The organism is Paenibacillus sp. KACC 21273 (assembly GCF_028736095.1).
Lineage (GTDB): Bacteria > Bacillota > Bacilli > Paenibacillales > Paenibacillaceae > Saccharibacillus > Saccharibacillus kyungheensis.
The window spans coordinates 544,376-567,129 of the sequence record NZ_CP117876.1; the positions used below are offsets into that span (position 1 = coordinate 544,376).

General features: G+C 39.4%; 23 protein-coding genes. 13 read left to right on the forward strand and 10 right to left on the reverse strand.

What is annotated here, in order from left to right:
- The first annotated feature begins 54 nt into the window (after window positions 1-54).
- Window positions 55-2,958 (forward strand): glycoside hydrolase family 3 protein, encoded by a 2,904-nt coding sequence (locus tag PQ460_RS02440; protein WP_274171678.1) that lies wholly within the window; start codon window positions 55-57, stop codon window positions 2,956-2,958.
- A 278-nt stretch (window positions 2,959-3,236) separates the two neighbouring features.
- Here the strand turns inward: PQ460_RS02440 and PQ460_RS02445 are convergent, their stop codons facing one another.
- The 5 genes from PQ460_RS02445 to PQ460_RS02465 all read right to left on the reverse strand — a co-directional run bounded on the left by PQ460_RS02445 (window position 3,237) and on the right by PQ460_RS02465 (window position 8,472).
- A complete protein-coding gene (locus tag PQ460_RS02445) occupies window positions 3,237-4,049 on the reverse strand; it encodes a TraX family protein (RefSeq protein WP_274171679.1) in 813 nt (270 codons plus the stop codon).
- A gap of 694 nt (window positions 4,050-4,743) precedes the next feature.
- Window positions 4,744-5,499: a phosphate ABC transporter ATP-binding protein PstB gene (pstB, locus tag PQ460_RS02450; protein WP_069327717.1), complete on the reverse strand. Its 756-nt coding sequence runs from the start codon at window positions 5,497-5,499 to the stop codon at window positions 4,744-4,746.
- A 43-nt stretch (window positions 5,500-5,542) separates the two neighbouring features.
- A complete protein-coding gene (pstA, locus tag PQ460_RS02455) occupies window positions 5,543-6,472 on the reverse strand; it encodes a phosphate ABC transporter permease PstA (RefSeq protein WP_274171680.1) in 930 nt (309 codons plus the stop codon).
- A complete protein-coding gene (gene pstC, locus PQ460_RS02460) occupies window positions 6,469-7,395 on the reverse strand; it encodes a phosphate ABC transporter permease subunit PstC (RefSeq protein WP_373461997.1) in 927 nt (308 codons plus the stop codon). The genes pstA and pstC overlap by 4 nt, the downstream gene beginning before the upstream one ends.
- 147 nt (window positions 7,396-7,542) lie before the next feature.
- A complete protein-coding gene (locus PQ460_RS02465) occupies window positions 7,543-8,472 on the reverse strand; it encodes a phosphate ABC transporter substrate-binding protein (protein ID WP_274171681.1) in 930 nt (309 codons plus the stop codon).
- Between the two features lie 221 nt (window positions 8,473-8,693).
- On the opposite strand from PQ460_RS02465, the gene PQ460_RS02470 reads away from it, so the two are divergent.
- Window positions 8,694-9,572 (forward strand): DMT family transporter, encoded by an 879-nt coding sequence (locus PQ460_RS02470; protein ID WP_274171682.1) that lies wholly within the window; start codon window positions 8,694-8,696, stop codon window positions 9,570-9,572.
- A 96-nt stretch (window positions 9,573-9,668) separates the two neighbouring features.
- On the opposite strand, the gene PQ460_RS02475 is transcribed toward PQ460_RS02470, so the two are convergent.
- The gene (locus PQ460_RS02475) at window positions 9,669-10,349 is read right to left on the reverse strand and encodes an ArsR/SmtB family transcription factor (RefSeq protein WP_274172861.1); all 681 of its coding nucleotides are present in this window, start codon (window positions 10,347-10,349) and stop codon (window positions 9,669-9,671) included.
- 139 nt (window positions 10,350-10,488) lie between these two features.
- Window positions 10,489-10,923, reverse strand: coding sequence for a MarR family winged helix-turn-helix transcriptional regulator (locus PQ460_RS02480; protein WP_274171683.1), 435 nt, complete (start codon window positions 10,921-10,923; stop codon window positions 10,489-10,491).
- 106 nt (window positions 10,924-11,029) lie between these two features.
- Between PQ460_RS02480 and PQ460_RS02485 the strand changes: the two genes are divergently transcribed.
- The 3 genes from PQ460_RS02485 to PQ460_RS02495 all read left to right on the forward strand — a co-directional run bounded on the left by PQ460_RS02485 (window position 11,030) and on the right by PQ460_RS02495 (window position 13,712).
- Entirely contained in the window at window positions 11,030-11,779 is a 750-nt protein-coding gene (locus tag PQ460_RS02485) for an SDR family NAD(P)-dependent oxidoreductase (RefSeq protein WP_274171684.1), read from the forward strand.
- Window positions 11,780-11,835: 56 nt separating this feature from the next.
- Entirely contained in the window at window positions 11,836-12,663 is an 828-nt protein-coding gene (locus PQ460_RS02490; protein ID WP_274171685.1) for an SDR family oxidoreductase, read from the forward strand.
- Between the two features lie 152 nt (window positions 12,664-12,815).
- Complete coding sequence (locus PQ460_RS02495; protein WP_274171686.1) at window positions 12,816-13,712, forward strand: arginase family protein; 897 nt, start codon at window positions 12,816-12,818, stop codon at window positions 13,710-13,712.
- An 83-nt stretch (window positions 13,713-13,795) separates the two neighbouring features.
- On the opposite strand, the gene PQ460_RS02500 is transcribed toward PQ460_RS02495, so the two are convergent.
- Complete coding sequence (locus PQ460_RS02500; protein WP_273613859.1) at window positions 13,796-14,113, reverse strand: YtxH domain-containing protein; 318 nt, start codon at window positions 14,111-14,113, stop codon at window positions 13,796-13,798.
- 239 nt (window positions 14,114-14,352) lie between these two features.
- Between PQ460_RS02500 and PQ460_RS02505 the strand changes: the two genes are divergently transcribed.
- Together PQ460_RS02505 and PQ460_RS02510 are read left to right on the forward strand one after the other, a co-directional pair.
- Window positions 14,353-14,691: a MarR family winged helix-turn-helix transcriptional regulator gene (locus tag PQ460_RS02505; RefSeq protein WP_274171687.1), complete on the forward strand. Its 339-nt coding sequence runs from the start codon at window positions 14,353-14,355 to the stop codon at window positions 14,689-14,691.
- A gap of 64 nt (window positions 14,692-14,755) precedes the next feature.
- Window positions 14,756-15,343, forward strand: a complete 588-nt coding sequence (locus PQ460_RS02510; protein ID WP_274171688.1) for an NAD(P)H-dependent oxidoreductase — start codon at window positions 14,756-14,758, stop codon at window positions 15,341-15,343.
- 82 nt (window positions 15,344-15,425) lie between these two features.
- Here PQ460_RS02510 and PQ460_RS02515 read toward each other — a convergent pair whose 3' ends face one another.
- Window positions 15,426-16,565, reverse strand: a complete 1,140-nt coding sequence (locus tag PQ460_RS02515) for an AI-2E family transporter (RefSeq protein ID WP_274171689.1) — start codon at window positions 16,563-16,565, stop codon at window positions 15,426-15,428.
- A gap of 252 nt (window positions 16,566-16,817) precedes the next feature.
- Here PQ460_RS02515 and PQ460_RS02520 point away from each other — a divergent pair, with 252 nt between their 5' ends.
- The 6 genes from PQ460_RS02520 to PQ460_RS02545 all read left to right on the forward strand — a co-directional run bounded on the left by PQ460_RS02520 (window position 16,818) and on the right by PQ460_RS02545 (window position 21,978).
- Window positions 16,818-17,759: an aldo/keto reductase family protein gene (locus PQ460_RS02520; RefSeq protein WP_274172862.1), complete on the forward strand. Its 942-nt coding sequence runs from the start codon at window positions 16,818-16,820 to the stop codon at window positions 17,757-17,759.
- 294 nt (window positions 17,760-18,053) lie between these two features.
- Window positions 18,054-18,179, forward strand: a complete 126-nt coding sequence (locus tag PQ460_RS02525; RefSeq protein ID WP_274171690.1) for a hypothetical protein — start codon at window positions 18,054-18,056, stop codon at window positions 18,177-18,179.
- A gap of 163 nt (window positions 18,180-18,342) precedes the next feature.
- Window positions 18,343-18,738, forward strand: a complete 396-nt coding sequence (locus PQ460_RS02530; RefSeq protein ID WP_069327730.1) for a Fur family transcriptional regulator — start codon at window positions 18,343-18,345, stop codon at window positions 18,736-18,738.
- Entirely contained in the window at window positions 18,714-19,538 is an 825-nt protein-coding gene (locus PQ460_RS02535) for a winged helix-turn-helix transcriptional regulator (protein WP_273613855.1), read from the forward strand. The genes PQ460_RS02530 and PQ460_RS02535 overlap by 25 nt, the downstream gene beginning before the upstream one ends.
- Before the next feature lie 160 nt (window positions 19,539-19,698).
- Window positions 19,699-21,171 (forward strand): catalase, encoded by a 1,473-nt coding sequence (locus PQ460_RS02540; protein ID WP_274171691.1) that lies wholly within the window; start codon window positions 19,699-19,701, stop codon window positions 21,169-21,171.
- 342 nt (window positions 21,172-21,513) lie between these two features.
- Window positions 21,514-21,978 (forward strand): hypothetical protein, encoded by a 465-nt coding sequence (locus PQ460_RS02545; RefSeq protein WP_274171692.1) that lies wholly within the window; start codon window positions 21,514-21,516, stop codon window positions 21,976-21,978.
- A 128-nt stretch (window positions 21,979-22,106) separates the two neighbouring features.
- On the opposite strand, the gene PQ460_RS02550 is transcribed toward PQ460_RS02545, so the two are convergent.
- The gene (locus PQ460_RS02550; RefSeq protein WP_274171693.1) at window positions 22,107-22,433 is read right to left on the reverse strand and encodes a hypothetical protein; all 327 of its coding nucleotides are present in this window, start codon (window positions 22,431-22,433) and stop codon (window positions 22,107-22,109) included.
- Between the last annotated feature and the right edge of the window lie 321 nt (window positions 22,434-22,754).

The window sequence follows — 22,754 nt, forward strand, 5'->3', positions numbered from 1 at the left end:
ATAACCTTCTACATATCTATAAAATAACGATAAACTTAAAGGAGATATAACAATATGGAACAAACTCAAAAATACGTATTTCAGGATCATACCGTAGATATAGACACTCGTGTAAAGGATTTGGTATCGCATTTAACAGGGGAAGAAAAGATCGAATCCATGTTGCAGTATCAGCCTGCTGTCGAGCGTCTGGGACTGGCAGGATATAAGCATGGTACAGAAGCGGCACATGGCATAGCATGGCTAGGCGAAGCTACTTTTTTCCCGCAACCGACAGGCTTGGCTTGTACGTGGGATGCTGACTTGATGAAGAAAATCGGTAATGTCATTTCAGATGAAGCTCGGGTAGTGTACAAACGTAATCCAGAAGTGAATGGATTAACTTTATGGGCGCCTACAGTAGATATGGAACGCGATCCACGTTGGGGACGTAACGAAGAAGCATATGGTGAAGATCCCAAATTGACCGGTGAGTTGACCAGCCATCTTGTACAAGGGATTCAAGGCGATCATCCTACATACCTCAAAGCAGTAGCGACATTAAAACATTTTCTTGGTAACAATAATGAAGTAGAACGGGGTAGTGGTTCATCGAGTATTGATCCGCGGAATATGCGTGAATATTATTTAAAAGCGTTTGAACAGCCTTTTGTAGAAGGTGGAGCCAAGTCGATGATGACCGCATATAACTCAATCAATGGCACGCCAGCTATTCTTCATCCGCTGGTAAATGAAGTCGTCAAAGGCGAATGGGGAATGGATGGATTTATCGTTAGCGATGCAGGCGATGTTATGGGAATTATGAATGATCATCATTATTACGATTCTCATACACCAGGTGTTGCGGAGTCTGTCAAAGCTGGAATAGACAGTATCACCGATGATGCAGAATTATCCAAAACAGCTTTGCGTGAAGCTTTGGCTAATGGTCAGCTCACATTTGAAGATATTGATGGGGCTTTATTCAATACTTTTCGGGTTCGCTTTCTATTAGGTGAATTCGATCCTGCGGAACTGAATCCGTATGCTCATATCGGTGAAGAAGCGATGATGACTCCAGAAGCTCAAGCGCTATCACTGGAAGCCGCACGTAAATCAATAGTATTGCTCAAAAATGACAATCAGACTTTACCATTATCCAAAACGACTACTGGAAATGTAGCTGTAATCGGAGAACTTGGTAATGTAGTGTATCGAGATTGGTATTCAGGTACTTTGCCTTATGCAGTTACAGCGGTAGAAGGAATTCAAGGTAAAACGGCTGGGAAAGTAGTATATCAAGATGGTAATGATCGGATTACATTGACTTCTACAGCAACAGGAGCGCCATTATCGATCCAACCTGATCCAGTAGCAGAAGCAGGCAGTCAGCCAGAAAAATCAGTCAATCCGAATGAATTGAATCTCAATAAACCTATTACAGGGATATTGAGCGCATCGAGTGAATCCACTACAGAGCAGCATGTATTTGAATTGTCTGACTGGGGATTTGGCAGTTATACGTTACGTTCTCCAGAGCAGAAATATTGGACAACGAATGATGAGCAAGCGATCGTAACCGCATCTGCTGATGAAGCGTATGGTTGGTTTGTAAAAGAAGTCTTTGGACTTCAACCTCAAGCAAATGGTAAAACAACCATCACCACATGGAATGGCAAAATCGTTTCGGTAGATCCAACTTCCGGTCAATTAACAGTGACAGAATCATCAGAAGCGATAGATGAGCAGTCTTCTTTTGAGAAAAAAGTGATAGAAAATGGATTAGAGCAAGCGATCGCTGCCGCTCAATCAGCAGATACTGCTATCGTATTTGTAGGCAATAACCCTTTAATTAACGGAAAAGAAGAAATCGATCGTCCTAGCTTAGAATTAGCAGCATCTCAACTTCAAATGGTACAAGAAGTATACAAAGTGAATCCGAACACAGTAGTAGTGGTTGTCGGAAGTTATCCATTTGCGATGGAGTGGGTGGAAGAACATATTCCTGCGATTATTTATCTTTCTCATGTAGGGCAAGAGTTAGGTAATGCGGTAGCTGATGTATTATATGGAGATTATGCTCCAGCAGGTCGTCTGAATATGACATGGTATCGTTCTGAAGAACAGCTAAGTGATATTCGAGATTACGATATTATTCGTACAGGTAGAACATATCAGTATTTTGAAGGTGATGTGTTGTATCCTTTCGGTCATGGTCTAACGTATGGCAATTTCCAATACAGCAATATTCAAGTAATCTCGTCTGAATTAGAAGCAGATGAAGTAATCGAATTATCTGTACATGTCGCTAATATCGGTGAGATCGATAGCGAAGAAGTAGTGCAATTGTATACTCATGCTGATCATTCTCGTGTAAAGCGTCCGCTCAAAACATTACAAGCGTTCCGCCGTATTCATGTAGCAGCAGGAGCATCACAGACCGTACATTTTACAATACCTGTGAAAGAATTAGCATTCTGGGATGTCACACGTGATCAGTATTGTGTGGAGTCGGGCACGTATACTTTGATGATTGGACGTTCTTCAGCAGATATTACTCAGCATATCGGTATCAAAGTCAATGGAGAAGTTATTCCTGCGCGTGACCTGACGGTGAGCACACGAGCTGAAAATTATGATAACTATCATCAAGTATGGCTTGGTGAATCCAAAGAAGATGGCGCTGTCGTAGAAGCTATCACAGACGGGGCATGGATACTATTCCAAGATGTAGATTTTGGTACAGGGGTAGAACATTTTGAGGCTCGTATCGCTACGACCGAAGATCAAGCGAAGATCGAGATTGTATTGGATCAAGTAGATCAAGCCAGTGTAGGCGCTATAGTGCTTAACACTGCATCAGGTGATCAAAGCTGGAGCACAGAGCAAACAGCCATCACAGGGGTTACAGGGAAGCATGATGTCTATCTCAAGCTTGCTAAAGGGGTGCGAATCTCTACATTTCAATTTGGATCATAATCGGCAATAGAGGTTTATTGTACAGAGACAAAGCTATGCAACAATAACTATCGTGGTTCATGATTAAATTGATAAATAGGTAGTTCAGCAACCACGACAAGTGCAATCACAACGACTACAATAATAACACCTGCAAAAATAAAGCGATCAGCCATAAGATCATCTCCTACGTTATAAATAGCAACACCATTCGTTGATTATACAGACAAGCAATGTATGTAACAGATATCGTTCTTATTGATAAGACGAACGATATCTGTTTTTTGTATCGACTTTTGTTACTGTTGTATCCAATAAGCGAGTAGATAAAGAAAATAAATATGAGCAGGATAGAATAGATAAAAGAAATATTTCATACTACGCCCTTTTTCCCCGTTATATAACCAGATAGGAATAACAGCCAGAATCATCAACCACTGAAAATTAGTATCCAAATCAAGTAGAGAAGAACCGGATAATACACCAATCATTAGCGAAAATAAGATCAAACCAATCAGTTGCCCCAGACGATATTTGCGCAATAGATAGAACATAATACCGAGCAAAATAAATAAGTAACCACCTTCAACCAATATAGGTGTAGGTAATACATACATGATATACAAGCTCCATGATGGAATATATTCTTGCGATAACAGACTTATCATTGCAAAGCTCAACACAACAGGAACAATCATCAGACCGATAGCCCCTAACATCCGCCACCAGTGATGTTGACGAATACTTTGTACCAAATAATCAATAAACAGCATATAAAGCACAGCTAGAAATAACGTCCCGAAAATATTATTCATGAGCACATTATCTGAAGGGAACGTAGTTTGTAATATTTGGCTCACAATATTCATCCCTACAAAACCAATATACAAATGTAATAAATACTTGAATCGATTACGTGTATAATGAAATCCTTCTGCACTTAAAAATAAAAAGATAGGCGCAACAATGCGACCCAACCATGTAAACCACATCGGTATTCCATCGATATAAAAAAATTGATGCACATGATCAAAAACCATCAACAGTATCCCTAGACATTTAAGTTGAAAATGATTGAGTGTAATTCCTTTATGAAGTGTTAGTGTAGACAATATCAGTCACCGTCCTTTAATAGATAGCTCAAGCATAAAGGACAGGCGTATGATGTAACTATCGATTTACCTTAAACTTTCCTTACATGCCATTTAAGGTTCTGTTCGTATGTATAGGAATATAATGGTGATATAGCTAATTGTATTCGAAAACTTAAAAACGATATTATAATTCGTTAATCTATCTGAAAAAACAAGCTGTACTATTAAAAAATCATTTTTTTTGCTAAATTAGACTGTAATGTACACAGTACAATATGATATAATAGCTTTACACAAAGCCTACAAGTAGGCATAAAGAAATAACCCGTTATGATGCGTCAACATCATAACAGGTTACACGACAGTCAGTGGGCGACCACGGTATGAAATCCTATAAAATAGCTACAAGAAAACCACCGGAAAAGAGGCCGTTAACCTAGTCCCGGTGGTTTTTCTTGTCTTTGGATTTTTTCGAGATCGAATACAATGTATATAAGCTAATCAGAATACTGATCACATTATCACTGGCATTCAATATCTTAAAAATCCATTCCAGAAATGACACGGCGCCACCCCCTTTCGGGACGTTCACACCGCATCAATCCACCGGTTCAGCTGTCGTTGTTCATTATAGCATTTGTACGAATAATCGACTACTGAAAATAGCGTAAAAAAGTTTATTTTGTATGTTATAAATATAAAAAAAGACGCTTCATCCGAAGCGTCCCATAATATAATCTTGAGTTGATTGTTGAGTTGGATTGGTGAAAATCGTATCGGTTTCACCATGTTCCATCAATTTACCCAAATAGAAGTATGCTGTATAATTCGATACCCGTGCTGCTTGTTGCATGTTGTGGGTAACAATAACGATGCGTAGTTCATCTTTCAGTTCACTGATCAATTCTTCGACTTTACCTGTAGACACTGGATCAAGTGCAGAAGCAGGTTCATCTAGTAGCAAAATCTGTGGTGTTACTGATAACGCACGCGCTATACATAGACGTTGTTGCTGTCCACCGGACAAAGACAACGCAGATTCTTTTAATCGATCTTTCACTTCGTCCCAGAGTGCCGCTTTACGTAAGCTAGACTCTACAATTTCATCCAGTTGTTTGCGATTTTTGGTTCCATAATAACGAGGGCCAAACGCAATATTTTCATAGATCGATTTGAAAAATGGGTTAGGACGTTGCCATACCATACCGATCCGTTGACGAAGCTTGATTACATCTGTAGAAGAGGCAGTCAGATCAATGCCATCCATCCAGATATGACCTGTTGTGCGAGAACCCGCGATCTCATCATTCATCCGATTCAACGAACGAAGAAATGTAGATTTACCACAACCGGAAGGACCGATCAGTGCGGTAACACTTTGTGCCGGGAAAGACATACTTATATTTTTAACGGCTTGATACTCACCATAATAGATGCTCAAATCTTCTGTACTAAAAGGTAATGCCATTGAGAAATTCCTCCTTAAATTCACTCCAAAAGCAGATCAACTATTAATTCATTCGTCTTGAAGCGGTCATATAACGATAAAGAGTGCGTCCTAATAAACGAGCTAATAGATTGAAGATTAACACCATAATTACAAGCACAGCTGAAGCGCCTGCTGCAATCTGCGTAGCATCTGGAGCAATACCTTCACTGTTTACTTTCCAAATATAGACCGCTAATGTCTCAGCCGGACGAAGAGGATTGATTGGCGAACGTGGACTCAGTGGATTCCAGTTCGAGAAATCAAGTGGCGGTGTACTCATACCTGCTGTAAATAATAGAGCTGCCGCTTCACCAAATACACGACCAGATGCCAAGATGGTACCTGTAATTAAAGAAGGAATAGCAACCGGTAGCATAATCGAAGTGATGATTTTCCACTTGGATAAACCGAGTGCAAGACCTGCTTCTTTTTGCTCTTTGGGAACACCTGCAAAAGCTTGCTCGGTAATCCGTACCATTAACGGTAAGTTAAAGATCGTCAAGGCAAGTGCACCGGATAGTAAAGAGAATCCAAGATTAAATGTATTTACGATTAACAACAAACCGAACAAACCGATAACGATAGAAGGGAAAGAAGATAATACTTCTACGACCAAGCGAATAAAGTTAGTTAACTTACCCGGTTTGGCATATTCAGACATATAGATACCTGCTCCAAGACCAAGTGGAACAGTAATCAACATCGTTAAGAATAATAAGAATAAGGAGTTAAACAACTGAGGCCCAATTCCTCCGCCAGCTCGCATCGTCTGCGGAACCGCTGTTAAAAAGCTCCAACTGATATGTCCAAGTCCACGAAATAAAATAAATCCAAGTAAACCAATTAGAATCGCTACAATCGCCATTGCAAAAGTAACGATGAGCACAGTAGCCACTTTATCAGTGGCTTTCGCGCGTTTTCTTGCTTTGTGATTGACTTTTACTGTGCTCATAACCGGTTTCTCCTTTCAAGTAGACGAATAATCAAGACGAAGACAAATGTCATCAACATCAAGACAAGCGCCATACTCCACAACGCATTATTCTGAATAGATCCCATCGCTGTGTTACCCATACCCAGTGTGATTACGCTGGTCAGAGTCGAAGCAGATTCCAGTAAGGATGTAGGGATATGTGGTGAGTTACCAATAACCATCTGCACAGCCAATGCTTCACCAAAAGCACGAGCCATACCCAGTACGATACCTGTTAATAATGCAGGCATGACTGTTGGCAACACTACACGATAAATCGTTTGCCAGCGTGTAGCACCTAGCGCATACGAAGCTTCACGTAATCCGCGTGGAAGAGAAGCGAGAGCGTCCGCAGCAACACTCGTAATCGTTGGCAAAATCATAATAGACAATACCAGTGCTCCTGCGCCGATCCCAATTCCTTGTCCGCCTACATGTTCACGTAGAAACGGTACAATTACACTCAAACCGATAAATCCGTACACCACCGAAGGAATACCTGATAGCAATTCAATCGCTGGTTGAAGGATACGTTTACCAAAGCTAGGTACAATCTCTGTCATAAATAAAGCTGCCGAGATACTCAGCGGGCTAGCGATTAATGCTGCAAGCACAGTAACCATAAATGAACCTGTAATAAACGGTAATGCTCCAAAAGAAGGCGTATCTGCTTGTGGATTCCAATTCGTGCCTAAGAAAAATTCTTTTAGACTTACGCCATTGACCGCAAAGGTAGCCACACCTTTAGATGTTACAAAATAAACAATCGATATAATAACAGCAATCAGAAATACGACACAGATAGACGTGTAAATTTTACCGATCCAGTCTTCTACGCGATGCTTTTCCATAGGCCAGGCGCGCCTCCGTGCTTCTCTTGGAGTTGTGTTGGATTGCTCCATACGTTAAAACCTCTTTTCTTCAACTTAAATGGTAATGATTAGAAATTTTCGAGCTATAGTAAACGTGAAAAGAGAGGCGGATAGTCCGCCTCTTCCAGCTATTGCCTTGGAAACGTGAGTTTCCTCTTTTCACAGTATGGTTATTCATTACTTCGTGATCTTACCATCAACATCACGTTTTACTTGCATACCAGAGATCGAGATATACCCAAGATCTTTTACATCACCATTCTGTACTTCGTCAGTCAACATGTAATCAAGCAAAGCTTTTGTTGCTGCATCAGGCTCGCCTTTTGTATACATGTGCTCATAAGCCCAGACAGGGTATTTACCACTTTCAACGTTCTCTACGTTAGCATCAACACCATCGTATTGAATCGCTTTAAGGCTATCATCAAGGTAAGAAAGAGCCAAGTAACCAATAGCACCTGGAGTTTCAGTTACCAATTTCTTAACTGTTCCTGAAGAATCTTCTTGGATCGAACCTGCCAAATCTTCTACTTTTTGTCCTAGAGCAAATTTCTCATAAGTTGCACGAGTACCTGAGCTACTTGGACGGTTAACGATAACGATTGCTTGATCTTTACCGCCAACATCTTTCCAGTTTTTCACTTTACCAGTGAAAATATCGATTAATTGTTGTTTTGTTAAGTTTGTAACACCAGCTGCTTCGTTCGCTACTGTTGCAATCGCAACAACCGCTACTTGATGATCAACCAATTCTTTTGCTTTATCAGCATCTAATTTTTCTTCTGCAAATACATCAGAGTTACCAATGTTTGCTTGACCTTCAGATACTTGAGTCAATCCTGTACCACTACCGCCGCCTTGTACTTGAACGGAGATGTTAGCATATTTTGAATCTGCCATGAATTTCTGAGCGACTTGATCAACCAATGGTTGTAATGCAGTCGATCCTACAGCAAGCACGGACCCGCTAAGTTCTGTACCTGTGGAAGCTTCTCCTGTAGTACCAGTTGTTGACCCTGACCCTGTAGTACCTGTGTTAGACCCACAAGCAGCAAGCACAAGAATCATCGTCAGTGTAAATAATAAAATTGGCAGTTTTCTAGACATCGTTTAAATCTCCTCCCCCTAATTAAAGGACCATACGTTTATGTTTTATTTTTGACTACTCACTTATTGTAGGGGGGCAATGTTAGGTGTAAGTCCGAGTTTTGTAAACTCTGTATTAAAATTATACGAAATATTGTATTCCATACTTCGATCAGTATTGAACTATTTTGCGATTATAATCAGAACAGCAAAGCGAAAAGAACAAAATAGGGAGATTTGAGATGAAGAAGTGGACGTTTATCGTGTTGATTGTGTTAACGACTTTTTTGATGGGCTCTTCTTTTGCAGTAGGTAAAATAGGGCTAACGTATGCTTCGCCATTATATTTGGTAGCTTTACGTTTTATAGTGGCAGGAGTCGTAATGTTAATAGTGGTAATTCTTTTACAGAGACCACGCCCAACTGGAAAACGGAATTGGTTGAAAATAGGGGTGATCGGCGCTTTACAGACAGCAGGTGTAATGGGCTGTATTTTTATCAGTCTACGTACGATTACAGCAAGCGAATCTTCGATTTTGACATTTACCAATCCATTACTGGTTGTAGTGTTAGGGACGATTTTTTCAGGGATACGCTATAAATGGTATCAGTGGGTTGGTGTGTTATTGGGAGTGATCGGTGTCTCTATCACCGTAGGCGCACAGGTAGAATGGAAAATAGGTATCGTATGGGGATTATGTTCAGCGATATTCTGGGCGACAGCTACTTTGTTAGTGAAAAAATGGGGTGTGCTATTTGATACATGGGTATTGTCTGCGTATCAGATGTTATGCGGAGGGATCATTTTATTATTACTTAGTCTGACTTTAGAACAGCCATTTTTTATCTGGAACCATGAATCGATATTGATTTTGCTATGGTTAAGTATTTTTTCTTCTATTATTCAATTTGCTGTCTGGTACTATGTGTTGCAACATGGTGATCCGGGGAAAACGAGCTCATTTTTATTTTTAGCGCCTTTTTTCGGAGTATTGTCAGGTTGGTTACTGCTTGGAGAAACGTTATACCTTTCCAGTATTGTAGGAGGATTATGTATTATAGTAGGAATTTATCTGGTCAATCGTCAATTTCAGTCTAAAAAGAAATCTATCAGCACCTAAGAATCGATCCAGACATATTACGGTACGTTGTGAATATTTCCTATACATGAAGATCAAAAATAAACATCTGGAAAGGATAAACGTACAGCTATATGATCAAAGATCGAATACAGTGTGCAGACCGGTTGTTCCGAGTTCAGTCACTTTAACCGCTCGAATCGAAGGGACTCGTACAATCCAGCCGATATCAAACAAATGATTCATCAGCCCTTGCCCTAATGCGCCACCTAAATGATGTCGACGTTCACTCCAATCCAGACAAGCATGGGAAAAAGAACGGCGTTTACGCTTGAGGACAGGTAAGTCGATCCCGAAATGAGTAAAAAAGGTCTCCCCTTTAGCAGTGATTACAAATTCAGTATCGCCTGTAGTGATGTACTGGTTAGCTAGCATTGAATCGGTTAGATCTACACCTAATTTGCCAGCTAAATGATCATAACATGTACGTGCTTCACGCAATAATTGAACTTGAGTCGATTGTCGTAACGACTGTACTTTGGGCGGAGCAGAGATCGTTAGAAATGACTCTAACATAGAAGCGATATCTGTATTAGCTAACTGATAATAACGATGTCGACCATGCTTCTCAAACGTGATGAGTTGACCTTCGATTAATTTGGATAAATGAAAACTAGCAGTCTGCGGTGTAATGCCTGTCATCAATGCCAGTTCACTAGCAGTATGAAAACGTCCATCCATTAGACTGGTCAAAATAGTAGCTCGTGAAGGCTCGGCTAACAAAGAAGCCAGTTCAGCAATATTGGGATTAATACTCATCATATAGTCCTTTCTGTGTGCTCTATTTAGCGCTCATCGAAATCAATCATAACATCAAAAGAGCAAGCAAAAGCGGCTGGTTGAATGTGCTTTGGCTTGCTCTTTTTTTGATCTACACTTTTTGGAACTACATCAAGTGTTATTTGGTTCTTTCTGCTAATCGGGTAATTAATTCGATATCTTGTTCAGTCAATTGTGCAAAAAAATGTTTGCGCATCGCTTGAGAAATAATAGGGCGAGCATTATCTAAAGCTGATTGACCTTCCGATGTAATCCCTACCTGAACGCCGCGATCGGTATCTAAAGGAGTACGCATCACCAATCCACGCTTTTCCATACGTTTGAGATGATGAGAAAGTCGGCTTTTATCCCAATTCATATAGTCTGCTAACTCCTGCTGACGAAGTTTTCCTTCTCCAAAAAGAATCAACCGATCCAATATGCCAAAATCGCTTTCTGATAATCCCGTATGATCCGACATTTCTTTGACAATACGACCAAAAATCGTGTGGAATGTACCTTTCCACATATGCCATATTTTCATTTCTTCTTGATTGATCTCATGATTATCCATAAACATATAATAGCATGGTTGACACGTCAACTTCAACGTGTTAGATTGTATCTAGGTTGACGCGTCAACCTGAAAAAATACATTTATTATTCCAAAGGAGATCATTATGGATAACAAACAGGTTGCTTTGGTTAGTGGAGCGAATAAGGGCATAGGTCTACAGATTGCAAAAGATCTTGTCGCCAAAGGATTTACTGTACTTGTAGGATCACGACATTTGGAAAACGGCAAGCTAGCTGTAAATGATATAGGTGAAGGCGCTCATGCTTTACAACTGGATGTAACGGATCAACATTCTATTACAGCCGCAGCAGAACATATTGAGCAAGAATATGGTCGTCTGGATGTACTGATCAATAATGCAGGTATCTCACATGCAGGCAGATCCGATGGGAATTTTCCAGAAAGTGTGCAATCCGGTCTGTTAACTGTAGCTCCTATGGAAGATATACGTGTCGTTTTTGAAACGAATGTATTCGGTGTGATTGCTCTTACGCAAGCGATGTTACCACTGCTACACCAATCTCCGGCAGGGCGTATCGTGAATATAGGAAGCTCTGGCGGATCATTAACATGGAATTCTGATCCTGATAATCCTCATCGTGCGATGTTCGGAACATATTCTTCTTCTAAATCTGCACTTCATGCGATTACACTTGCGTTTGCATTTGCGTTAGAATCCACTCCGATCAAAGTCAATATTGCTTGTCCTGGATTTACCTCGACAGCTCTGAATAATTTTGCGGGTACACGTAGTGTAGAAGAAGGGGCTCGGGAAGCAGTTCGTCTTGCTATGCTTGGTTCGGATGGCCCAACAGGTACATTTTCAGATGAGAACGGTACAGTAGCCTGGTAATAAGCTGATGTAAAAAAAGAAATGTATTTAATTCTATGATAAGGTGGGCTTTTATTATGCGTGTATTTGTAACAGGAGCAACAGGTTATATCGGTTCTGCTGTCGTTCGTGAACTTATAGATTCCGGTCACACCGTAGTAGGGTTGGCTCGCTCAGATCGCAGTGCTGAATGGTTGCAAAAGCTAGGAGCAGAAGCTTATCGAGGTGATATAGATAACGTTACCAGTCTTCAGCAAGGTGTTGCTCAAGCAGACGGTGTTATTCATTTAGCATTCAAACATGATTTTGCGGATTTTGAAGGGTCGCTTGCGACTGATTTGCAGGTGATGGAGAGTATAGGAGCGGTACTGGAAGGTTCGGATAAGCCTTTTATAACGACAGCTCATTTTAACGGAGTCGCTTCAGAGCAAGTCGCATTATCGTTAGCTCAGCGCGGAGTGCGTACATCGATTATAGAACTTTGTCCGTCTGTACATGGAGAAGGAGACACTGGCTTTATCCCTAAATTAATTGCAATCGCTAAAGAAAAAGGTGTAGCAGCGTATATAGAAGAAGGGATGAATCGCTGGCCTGCTGTTCATCGTTTAGATGCTGCTCATTTATATTGTCTTGCTTTAGAAAAAGCAAAACCAGGTTCAAGATTAGATGGGGTCGCAGACGAAGGTATTGTATTTCGTGATATTGCTACCGTAATCGGTAAGCATCTGAATGTACCTGTTGTTAGCATCCCACAGGATCAAGCACAAGATCATTTTGGTTTTCTAGGAGCATTGGCAGCTTTAGATATTCCGCGCTCCAGTCAATCCACTAAACAACAGTTGGGCTGGCAACCTGTACATCCTTCTTTACTTGAGGATTTAGAACAAGGGCATTATTTTCGTTAATGTCGGCTAATACTTAACATATATCATTCACTCCCCTTCTGTATATTAGAAGGGGTTTTGTTTGTTAAAATAGAGAAGTCGACGTATAAATCATTTATAAATGATTGATGATATTCAATCTATACTCATGATGAGCAGAAGGAGCAGAACATATGCCTATTTATCCGATAGATGTTTTTGAATTTCCTACGAATTTGGGTCTAACTAAGAAAGAAGAAGATGAACAACCAGGTGTTTATGTATTGCCAGAACATTTCAAAAAATATGGGTTGTACGATCAACTACCGATACAAAATAGATACACGTTACTAGCTCCGCCTTATGAGATAAAGAAAGATGAAGTATCAGGCATACTTAATATAGAAGCTGTTGCTCATTATGCGTTACAACAAGCAGAACTATTAACAACAGCACTGGAAGAAAAGACCTTTAAATTAATGATCGGTGGAGATTGCAGTATTTTGGTTGGCAATATGATGGCATTAAAGCAGAAAGGTACTTATGGACTGTTCTTTTTGGATGGGCATACCGATTATTTACCTACTTCATCTTCTCATACAGGTGGTGCAGTCGCAGGTCTTGATTTAGCTATTGTAACGGGGCTAGGAGATGATCGCATAACAAATCTAAATGATCTTAAACCTTATGTTCTTGAGGAGCATGTATTTTGTGTAGGTAATCGAGAACTGGATGCTTCTTATGTTCAACCTATATTGGATTCTGCTATTCGTTATATGGATCTACCTACATTACGTAAGACAGGTATAGAACATATCGTGAAGCAATTTCTAGATATGGTGGAACAGCAACAATTAGAAGGATTTTTTATTCATTTCGATGTAGATGTGTTAAATGATCTGATTATGCCTGCGGTAGATAGCAGACAAACGGACGGGTTAGATTATGTAGAACTTATTCAGCTATTGCGACCATTGGTATCTCATCCTCAAGTCGTTGGGCTTGAAATTACTGTATTTGATCCTCATCTGGATCGTGATGGAATATATGCTACGTCCTTTATTGAACAACTTGTAGATATTTTTTCTTGATCAAAATAGTAAACTAAAAAAAGTAAAAGCTTTGCCAGAACATCAGCAAAGCTTTTACTTTTGAAGAAATGTATAAAGTACAATTAATTATTATGTGAGTCTTTAAATCCTTGAATTTCACCTTTAACTTCTTTAGTAGCGGATTGTGCTTCGTCTTTCAAATCTTTCACACCATCAAGAGATTCTTTTACCATACCTACAACTTCTTGACCTTTTTCAGCAAGAACATGTCCACGTTCGTTCAACATTGGAGCGTTCTCAACAACAAGATCAGTCAATTCTGCTACACGAGTACGGATTTTGTCACCTTGTGGAGTAGAGAACAAAAGTGCTGCTCCTGCACCAATTAATGCTCCAGCGATTGCACCTGTAATAATTGATTTTGTAGATTCGTTATCCATTTGTAGTCGACCCCTCATCTTAGCAATTTAGTATTTACTGTATTATTACCCAGTCTGACGGATATTACACTCCTTCTTCATAATAATTCATTTTACCAAAATAGAAAAATATAATACTTGTATATATATAGATATCTATGTATTATAAAAATATGCTAAATTACAACGCGTGTTCCATTATCTCGAAGATACGTGATGACGTTAATAAATTGATTATCACAGAGTTAGAAAAGAACAATGTGACAGAAGTTGTTCCTTCTCATGGAGACATTCTTTGCTTTTTGTATAGTGAAAAATGTGGATTATCTGTTAATACGTTAGCACAAAAAGTACATCGTACCCAACCAACGGTTACAGTATTAGTTAACAAATTAGAGAAGCTTGGTTATGTTAAGCGGAGCAAAGACGAAGTCGATCAGCGGATCACAATGATTCATTTGACCGATAAAGGTTGGGAGTTAGAGCCGATCTTTAATCAAGTGTCTGAAGCTGTGAATCAAAAAGTCTATGGTCATCTGAATGAACAAGAACAAGAACAATTTGAGTATTTGTTAGAACGTGTGTATTCCGGGCTTTGAGTGAGTGAGAGCCTTTTTTTATGAAAATATATAGATATCTATCTAAATGAGGAGAATGTTATTCATGAAACATCTAATCGTATTTGCTCATCCGCATCAAGAAGGAACCAATCAAGCTATTTTGAAAAGAATGGTACAGACTTTAGAATCTCAAGGACATGAAGTTGTTGTTCGTGACCTCTATGCCTTGAATTTTCAACCTGTGCTTACAGAAGCAGATACAGAAGCAATGAAAGCTGGCAATACACCAGCAGATATCAAAGCCGAGCAAGAATACATTACAGCGGCTGAAGTGATAACGTTTGTTTATCCAATTTGGTGGACAGGTCTGCCTGCTATTTTGAAAGGATATGTAGATCGCGTGTTTGCTTACGGATTTGCTTATGGATATGAAGAAACAGGTGTTGCTCAATTGCTTACAGGTAAAAAAGGATTAATTATTAATACGCATGGTCAGACTAACGAGATTTACGATCAAGTCGGTATGACAGATGGTCTAAAAATCACATCTACCACGGGTATTTTCGGATTTGTAGGTATTGAAAGTGTAGGGCATTTGATCTTTGGTGGTGCTCCTTACGCAGATGAAGCTCAACTTGAAAATGTATTGCGTCAAGTTGAAGAAACGGTAACTACTGCTTTTAATGCATAAAATAATCTCTTTATTATAGTAGAAATACAAAAAAACGAGCATCCCTCGAATTGGGAGCTCGTTTTTGAGTTGTATTCTTTTATTATAATTTGAAAATAGAATCGTTATTCGGATTGTTGGGTTTGTTCTGATGATCATCAAAATTATGATTCATTTTATCTTTCAAATACATACCGTAGATATGCACAATTCCGATCTTCACTACCATATACAATGGAATCACAAGTAACATGCCGAGAATACCGCCCATATCGCCACCGACCAGTAGCAGGACGACGATTGTAAATGGATGAATATCCAATTGTTTTCCGAAAATAATAGGTTCTAGCAAGTTGTTTTGGATCATTTGTGCAATAATTACGATCACGATCGCCCAGATTCCCATTGCAGGTGATTCAATCAAGCCTACAATCGCTACCGGAACAGCTGATAAAATAGCTCCGATATAAGGAATAAAGTTGAGGAAGAAAGCTAAAAAGACAAGCAATAACGAATAAGGTAAATCGATAATCAAGAATCCAATATAAAGAAGTACGCATAGTGCTAAGTTAACCAATACTCGACCTGCAATAAAGCTACTTAATGAATCATCCATCTCATCTAGCATCGCTTTTCCATCTTCTTTGTGTCCAGCAGGGAAAAGTTTGAGCAATTGAGGAGATAAACGTTTGTCATCTTTTAACAAGTAGTACAACATGATAGGCACAGTAGCAACAACCAATACAAAGTTCGAGATAAAGGAGAACATGCTTGAAATATGAACCGATAACCAATCAAAGATTGTGTTTAAATACTCAGTTAATTTGGCAATCATTTCTTGATTGTTTTCAGCAGGAATATATTGTTGAATGGTTGGGTTCTGTTGTAATAGCTGAATCTGCGTAATAATACTTTGTGTAAATCTAGGTGCATTTTCGATAAAGCTTGTCACCTGATCACGTAATGTAGGCCAACCGATAATAGAGAAAATCGCCAGAATAATAATGACAATCAAGTACATCAGTAAAATAGAATAAGAACGTTTCAACTTCTTCTTTTCCATATAATTCACAACAGGACGTAGCGGATAGTAGAGAAAAGCTGTAATTAAAAGTGGAACAATCGTGAGGCTAATTAAGGAAGCGATCGGTGTGAAAATAAAATCAACCAATGTCCCTAAGTAGACAATCAGGAGTATAAGCGCAATCCCTGCACCTATACGAAAAAAACGTCTTTGTAGCATAAAAAAATCCTCCTCCAAAATCTTAAATAGTCATTATGTAGAAATGTGGTATATTCCCTATTTACTCATACGTACAAAGTAGTGAGTTGGATGCATCAATAGAAGTGTAGTGAAAGTTCTTCTTTGGGTCTATGTTACTATATAAACCTCAAGATGCTTGCTTAATCTTTGTAGAGAGGTAAAATAAAAAAGGAAGCATTTGTAAGCGTTATTAAATAGCTACATATCCAAGGAGGCGTATCTATAATGACAATGAATTATCGCAGATTAGGTGGTAGTGGGCTGAAAGTAAGTGAAATTAGTCTGGGCAGTTGGCTAACTTACGGAGGATATGTGGAAAAGGAAAATGCGGTTCAATCGATTCGCGAAGCTTATGATTTGGGAATCAACTTTTTTGATACAGCTAATGTCTATGAACGTGGAGAAGCGGAAAAAGTAGTCGGTGCTACACTGAAAGACTATCCCCGCGAATCGTATGTGCTGGCGACTAAAGTATTTGGCGATATGGGAGACGGGCCGAACGATAAAGGGCTATCTCGCAAACATATCACTGAACAATGTCATGCTAGTCTGAAGCGTCTTGGACATGATTATATTGATCTTTATTATTGCCACCGCTTTTCACCAGAGACACCAATCGAAGAAACATTACGTGCACTCGATGATCTGGTGCGTCAAGGCAAAGTATTATATGTAGGCGTTAGTCAATGGACAGCTGCTCAGATGCAAGCTGCTGTTGGTGTAGCTGATCGTTACTTGCTGGATCGGATTGTCGTTAATCAACCGGTCTACAATATGTTCAACCGCTATATTGAAGAAGAAGTGATTCCACTTGGTGAAAAATACGGTATCGGACAAGTCGTCTATTCACCACTTGCTCAAGGATTATTAACAGGTAAATACACATCCAAAACCGATATCCCGGCTGATAGTCGCGCTGCGAAGCTGAAATGGGACGACGATCGCTTCAGTGATGAAAAACTTTCTCAAATCGGACAATTACAAAAAATCGCTGATGAAGCAGGTATTCCGTTAACACATCTAGCATTAGCATGGATTCTTCGTCAAAAAAATGTATCCAGCGCCCTAGTCGGAGCCAGCCGTCCTGAACAAGTCAAACAAAACGCAAGCGCATCCGGCATTCAACTCACATCCGACGTGATCGAAGCTATCGAAAAAGTATTAACAGTCTAAAATCAAAATAATCCCTTATCACCTCAGCCTTCCAGCGTTATGGAAGGCTTTTTAGTTTAACTATATACATAAGCTGTAATATCCTAATTTCAAATATCTCACTATCAAAATAATTCCCTATTTCTACCGATAATATTAGGTAAGAGGTAAGAGGTAAGAGGTAAGAGGTAAGAGGTAAGAGGTAAGAGGTAAGAGGTAAGAGGTAAGAGGTAAGAATCCAACTAACACTATGTTTTACCCTGCCCCCTCCCACCCAAGATTTGAGGGTTTATCTCTGATCATTTAAAATGTAAATTGATATCCCACGCCAGCGGAGGCAATTATTATTCTGAAAGAGCGAAGCGTTCGCCTTTAGAACGTAATCCCTACCGCAAAGCGGTCAATCAAGGGATTCCGTTCTACCAGCGACGACAAGAATAACAATTGCCGCAGCGTTCCGTATCTAGAAACCACCTAAATTCGCATTTAACCACAAATCCGCCCAATTTATGATAATCATTCTCAGAATTGTCCGCAAAACTATTGACCATAATTTTAAATGGATTTATACTTATTCTAAAATCAAATTAAGGGAATGATCCAAATGAAAACAATCAACTTGACGACACAGCGCAAAGCTGTATACGAAATCGTCTGCGAAGCTGCGGATCACCCGACTGCTGCTGATGTTATGAATCGGTTAGTAGAGCGTGGTCATAATTTTGCGTATGGAACCGTATATAACTCTTTACGATATTTATCAGATAAAGACTTGATTCGCGAATTGAAGTTAGGTGAAGCGGCAAGTCGCTATGACGGCAAAATGGATGATCACCAACACATTGTGTGTGAAAACTGTGGAGCTGTAGATGAAGTGATGACAGACGCACCTGTAGAATGGTATGCAGCCGTAGCCGAAGAAACGGGATATGATGTACACCATGCTCATGTCGTATTTAGAGGAGTGTGCACGGAATGTCGAAACAAATCACGAAAATAATTGATAATGATTATCATTTAGGTGCAACAGACAAATTAATGAACTGGTCTGTAGCTGAACGAAATATGCGTAATACAGCCGATCTGATTGCTCATTCTTGTCCGATTACAAGACGTGTCGTCATTATCAGTCCAGCACCGAGTCGTGTTCATGAACTAACTCGTACATTATCGGATAGCTGTTTTGATGTAATGGTATTTCATCGTTGGGAAAGTAATGGTGCAGGAGCGATCAGCGCCGATTTATTTATCTTTGATCTGATCTCTTCATCAGGTAGTCAAGATATCGAATCTGCTAAGTTGCAGTTTAATGAGAAAAATTCTCATTTACCAACTTTGTTCTTGGTACGTGAAGATATGTTGTCTACTGGTCTTAATGAATGGGCAGAAGAAGAATTATTAGTCTGGCCTGCACGTCCACAAGAAGGATTGTATCATGTGGAACGTGTGATTCGTGCTGGAAGTAATCGTCCTGCGGCACCTGCAACAGGAGATACTGAACATCGTACTGTTTTCAAAGACCTATGGATCGATCGTAAAAAAATGACTGTTCATCGTGCGCAACAACGAATTGAATTGACCAAAACAGAGTATGACCTCTTATTAATGTTGATCGAAGGCGAAGGCGGAGTACTGTCTCGTGAAGATTTGATGAGCGAGATTTGGGGCACTCAATTTTTCGGTGGAAGTAATGTAGTCGATGTTCATGTGAAAAGTCTACGCAAAAAAATCGGCGATAATGCTTCTGCACCGCAATATGTAGAGACCGTGCGTGGTGTAGGTTACCGATTGGCAGATTAAGCACCTCTTCATCATTTCTTCATCGAAGGCTCACAGGTAACTCATGAATGACGGTAAGTGAAGATGTTAGAATGAATCTAATCTTTGGAATGAGTCTAATTATAAATTTATTTATACATTAGATTGATGACCATTTATGATGAGAGGATGATTTCTAACGATGACAAACAACGACTACCGTCTAACGACCAACCAGGGCGCACCTGTAGGGGACAATCAGAATTCCCGTACTGCAGGTCGTAGAGGACCTACTTTATTAGAAGATTATCATTTGCTAGAAAAAATCGCTCACTTTGACCGTGAACGTATTCCAGAACGTGTGGTTCATGCTCGTGGAGCAGGCGCTCATGGAGTATTTCGGGTCGATCAAAGTATGAAAGAATACACCAAAGCTAACTTTTTACAAGAAGTAGGCGCAGAAACACCTGTTTTTGTCCGCTTTTCGACAGTTATTCATGGTGTAGGTTCACCAGAGACAGCACGCGATCCGCGCGGTTTTGCTGTTAAATTTTATACAAATGAAGGCAACTACGATATCGTAGGTAACCATTTGCCTGTATTTTTTATCCGTGATGCGATCAAATTCCCGGATATGGTACATTCACTCAAACCTGATCCGCAGACCAATTTACAGACACCTGCACGTTATTGGGACTTTATGACACTCACTCCAGAATCCACGCATATGATGACCTGGTTATTTTCAGATCATGGCACACCGGCAAATTATCGTGAAATGGATGGATTCAGTGTTCATGCGTTCAAATGGATTAATGCTGAAGGTAAAGTTACTTATATCAAATACAAGTGGGAAAGTGTGCAAGGCGTGCGTACATTCTCTGCTGATGATGCTGAAAAGCAACAAGGTAAAGACTTCAATCATGCGACACGTGATCTATTCGAGCATATCGAAAAAGGTGAATTCCCGGAATGGACATTGAAAGTCCAATTTATCCAACCCGAACATATAGACAATTATGCGTTTGATCCATTAGATCCAACTAAAGTATGGCCGGAAGATCAATTTCCTTTCCATACGGTGGGCACAATGACACTCAACCGCAATCCAGATAACTTTTTTGCAGAAGTAGAGCAATCTGCGTTTTCACCAAGTGCTCTAGTGCCTGGTATTGAACCTTCTGAAGATAAATTGCTTCAAGGACGTCTGTTCTCTTACCCAGATACACAACGTCACCGTCTAGGAACGAATTATTTGCAAATTCCGATCAACTGTCCGTATGCGCCTGTTCGTAATCAACAACGAGATGGACAGATGAATACCAAGCAAGATACATCAACGTACAATTACGAGCCAAACAGCTATACAGATGGCCCTACAGAAGATCCGCATTATCGGGATTCTGAAGTGGAATTGGAACAAGGATATGTGACCCGTCAAAAAATTGCCAAAACCGATGATTTTGCTCAAGCAGGAGAACAATATCGTTCATATAATGCTCAAGAAAAAGAGAATTTATTGCAAAATTTGGTTAATGATTTAAAAGAGGTTAAAAAAGATACTCAATTGCTTGCGATCTGTAACTTTATCCGTGCTGACCGTGAATATGGTATGCGTCTAGCGCAAGGATTAGGGATCGATATTAGTGAATTTATGGGGCAAATGAGATCATAACAATCTCTTGCAACAGATGTACACAGGATTGACTTGAGATATTCAGCGTTCCGCTTTATATTAAAGGGGTATCGTTAGTTAGAGTAAAGCAGAACGCTTTTATATATAAGCTGTTGATAGAGACCTTAATCGATCTCAGATAAAAATAGCTTAGTACAATAAGGTCACTATTGACCGCTGTTATGACGCAAAGGAGCGCTACACACTTTTTAGTTGTGCGCTCCTTTGTATACTCTAAAAAAGGGGTGATAAAGGTAGAAGTGGTCTGTTTAGATGAATAGCGTGCAGGAAGATCAACAGATAGGTGCTTACTATTCCAAAAGGTTGAAGGAGATGTGAGTCATGAGAAAATCATGGAGCGTTGGCATGATAGGTGTGTTGTTAGTCTTTGTAGTCGGAACGTCCAGTTCGTTCGTTGCACCTGCATTTGCGGCCACTGAAAACGGATCTTATACTGTTGTTACTCCTGATATTTTAACCAAGCGACCAACCACAGACATTTTACCTGCCGATTTCCCTATTCCCGATGATGCTGTTATCGATACTTCCCAACAAACGTATATTGATGGACAACAAAATATGGTGCTTGTATTTCACACCAAAAGCAGTATGGAGACGCTAGCCAAAACGTATAATGAATATTTCCGCATTATCAATATGGATCAAGCGATTCAGACCTTAAATGAACAACAATTGAGTGTAAAAGGAACCGATCCTGCGACAACCCAACAATGGTCATTAACAGGTGCTCCTACAGCTTCTAAAGATACCGTAGAAGTGACTGTACAAGTCGTTAAAACTCAATAAAGATAGGTAGTTAACCGAAAAAGAGAACGATAGGAATGAATATATACCCATGAATAAGATCATATAAAAAAGCCTGAATAGACAATATTCAGGCTTTTTGGTGTGTTTATTTCTTTGTAGATTAGCATTTACTTTAAAAATAAACACATGATGAAGATAGCAGTATATCCAAAATAAAAATAACTGATTTTCAATGTCGTTTTTGCACAAATAGTAGCTAGAACCTTTCCTAAAGCTGAACTAAAAAGTAAGGTCAAACTAACGGCAAAAAAGAACTGTCCTATTGCTGTTAACGGATGAACTAAACCTCCGAATAGATTAGAAATCAGATTTGGAAATAAAAATAAAAAAGAAGATAAAAATACAATATCAAAAAAAGTCTTATACGGATTGGTTCTAAAAGTTAGAATGACATTGTTAGCAAATTGAGAGAATTTTAATTTTTCACTATTCATACGCCAACTCCTTCAAAATTAAATTTGAACAAAAGTGGTACTCCATGCTAATAGATTTATCATAAAACCTATTACAATAATATACAATATTCAAAAAATAATCATATCATCCAAGATAATGTTAATGAAAATTACTTCAACTTAATGGTACAAAGGAGAATCTTATGACATCATATGTTGCTCAAAATCTAGATATACTTAAATCGCAATGTGGCATAATCATGAGCACTATTATGATGAACCTATACTTCGGTTTACAATAGATTTTTCAACGTTTTTAGAGAGATTGATCATTACAAGAGGCTGTTCATTCTAGGAATG

Excerpts from the sequence above, each read along its gene's own strand:
- PQ460_RS02440 (WP_274171678.1), top strand. The coding sequence starts at position 55 with ATGGAACAAACTCAAAAATACGTATTTCAGGATCATACCGTAGATATA.
- pstB (WP_069327717.1), bottom strand. The coding sequence starts at position 5,499 with ATGGCATTACCTTTTAGTACAGAAGATTTGAGCATCTATTATGGTGAG.
- pstA (WP_274171680.1), bottom strand. The coding sequence starts at position 6,472 with ATGAGCACAGTAAAAGTCAATCACAAAGCAAGAAAACGCGCGAAAGCC.
- pstC (WP_373461997.1), bottom strand. The coding sequence starts at position 7,395 with ATGGAGCAATCCAACACAACTCCAAGAGAAGCACGGAGGCGCGCCTGG.
- PQ460_RS02465 (WP_274171681.1), bottom strand. The coding sequence starts at position 8,472 with ATGTCTAGAAAACTGCCAATTTTATTATTTACACTGACGATGATTCTT.
- PQ460_RS02470 (WP_274171682.1), top strand. The coding sequence starts at position 8,694 with ATGAAGAAGTGGACGTTTATCGTGTTGATTGTGTTAACGACTTTTTTG.
- PQ460_RS02475 (WP_274172861.1), bottom strand. The coding sequence starts at position 10,349 with ATGAGTATTAATCCCAATATTGCTGAACTGGCTTCTTTGTTAGCCGAG.
- PQ460_RS02480 (WP_274171683.1), bottom strand. The coding sequence starts at position 10,923 with ATGGATAATCATGAGATCAATCAAGAAGAAATGAAAATATGGCATATG.
- PQ460_RS02485 (WP_274171684.1), top strand. The coding sequence starts at position 11,030 with ATGGATAACAAACAGGTTGCTTTGGTTAGTGGAGCGAATAAGGGCATA.
- PQ460_RS02490 (WP_274171685.1), top strand. The coding sequence starts at position 11,836 with ATGCGTGTATTTGTAACAGGAGCAACAGGTTATATCGGTTCTGCTGTC.
- PQ460_RS02495 (WP_274171686.1), top strand. The coding sequence starts at position 12,816 with ATGCCTATTTATCCGATAGATGTTTTTGAATTTCCTACGAATTTGGGT.
- PQ460_RS02500 (WP_273613859.1), bottom strand. The coding sequence starts at position 14,113 with ATGGATAACGAATCTACAAAATCAATTATTACAGGTGCAATCGCTGGA.
- PQ460_RS02510 (WP_274171688.1), top strand. The coding sequence starts at position 14,756 with ATGAAACATCTAATCGTATTTGCTCATCCGCATCAAGAAGGAACCAAT.
- PQ460_RS02515 (WP_274171689.1), bottom strand. The coding sequence starts at position 16,565 with ATGCTACAAAGACGTTTTTTTCGTATAGGTGCAGGGATTGCGCTTATA.
- PQ460_RS02520 (WP_274172862.1), top strand. The coding sequence starts at position 16,818 with ATGAATTATCGCAGATTAGGTGGTAGTGGGCTGAAAGTAAGTGAAATT.
- PQ460_RS02530 (WP_069327730.1), top strand. The coding sequence starts at position 18,343 with ATGAAAACAATCAACTTGACGACACAGCGCAAAGCTGTATACGAAATC.
- PQ460_RS02535 (WP_273613855.1), top strand. The coding sequence starts at position 18,714 with ATGTCGAAACAAATCACGAAAATAATTGATAATGATTATCATTTAGGT.
- PQ460_RS02540 (WP_274171691.1), top strand. The coding sequence starts at position 19,699 with ATGACAAACAACGACTACCGTCTAACGACCAACCAGGGCGCACCTGTA.
- PQ460_RS02545 (WP_274171692.1), top strand. The coding sequence starts at position 21,514 with ATGAGAAAATCATGGAGCGTTGGCATGATAGGTGTGTTGTTAGTCTTT.
- PQ460_RS02550 (WP_274171693.1), bottom strand. The coding sequence starts at position 22,433 with ATGAATAGTGAAAAATTAAAATTCTCTCAATTTGCTAACAATGTCATT.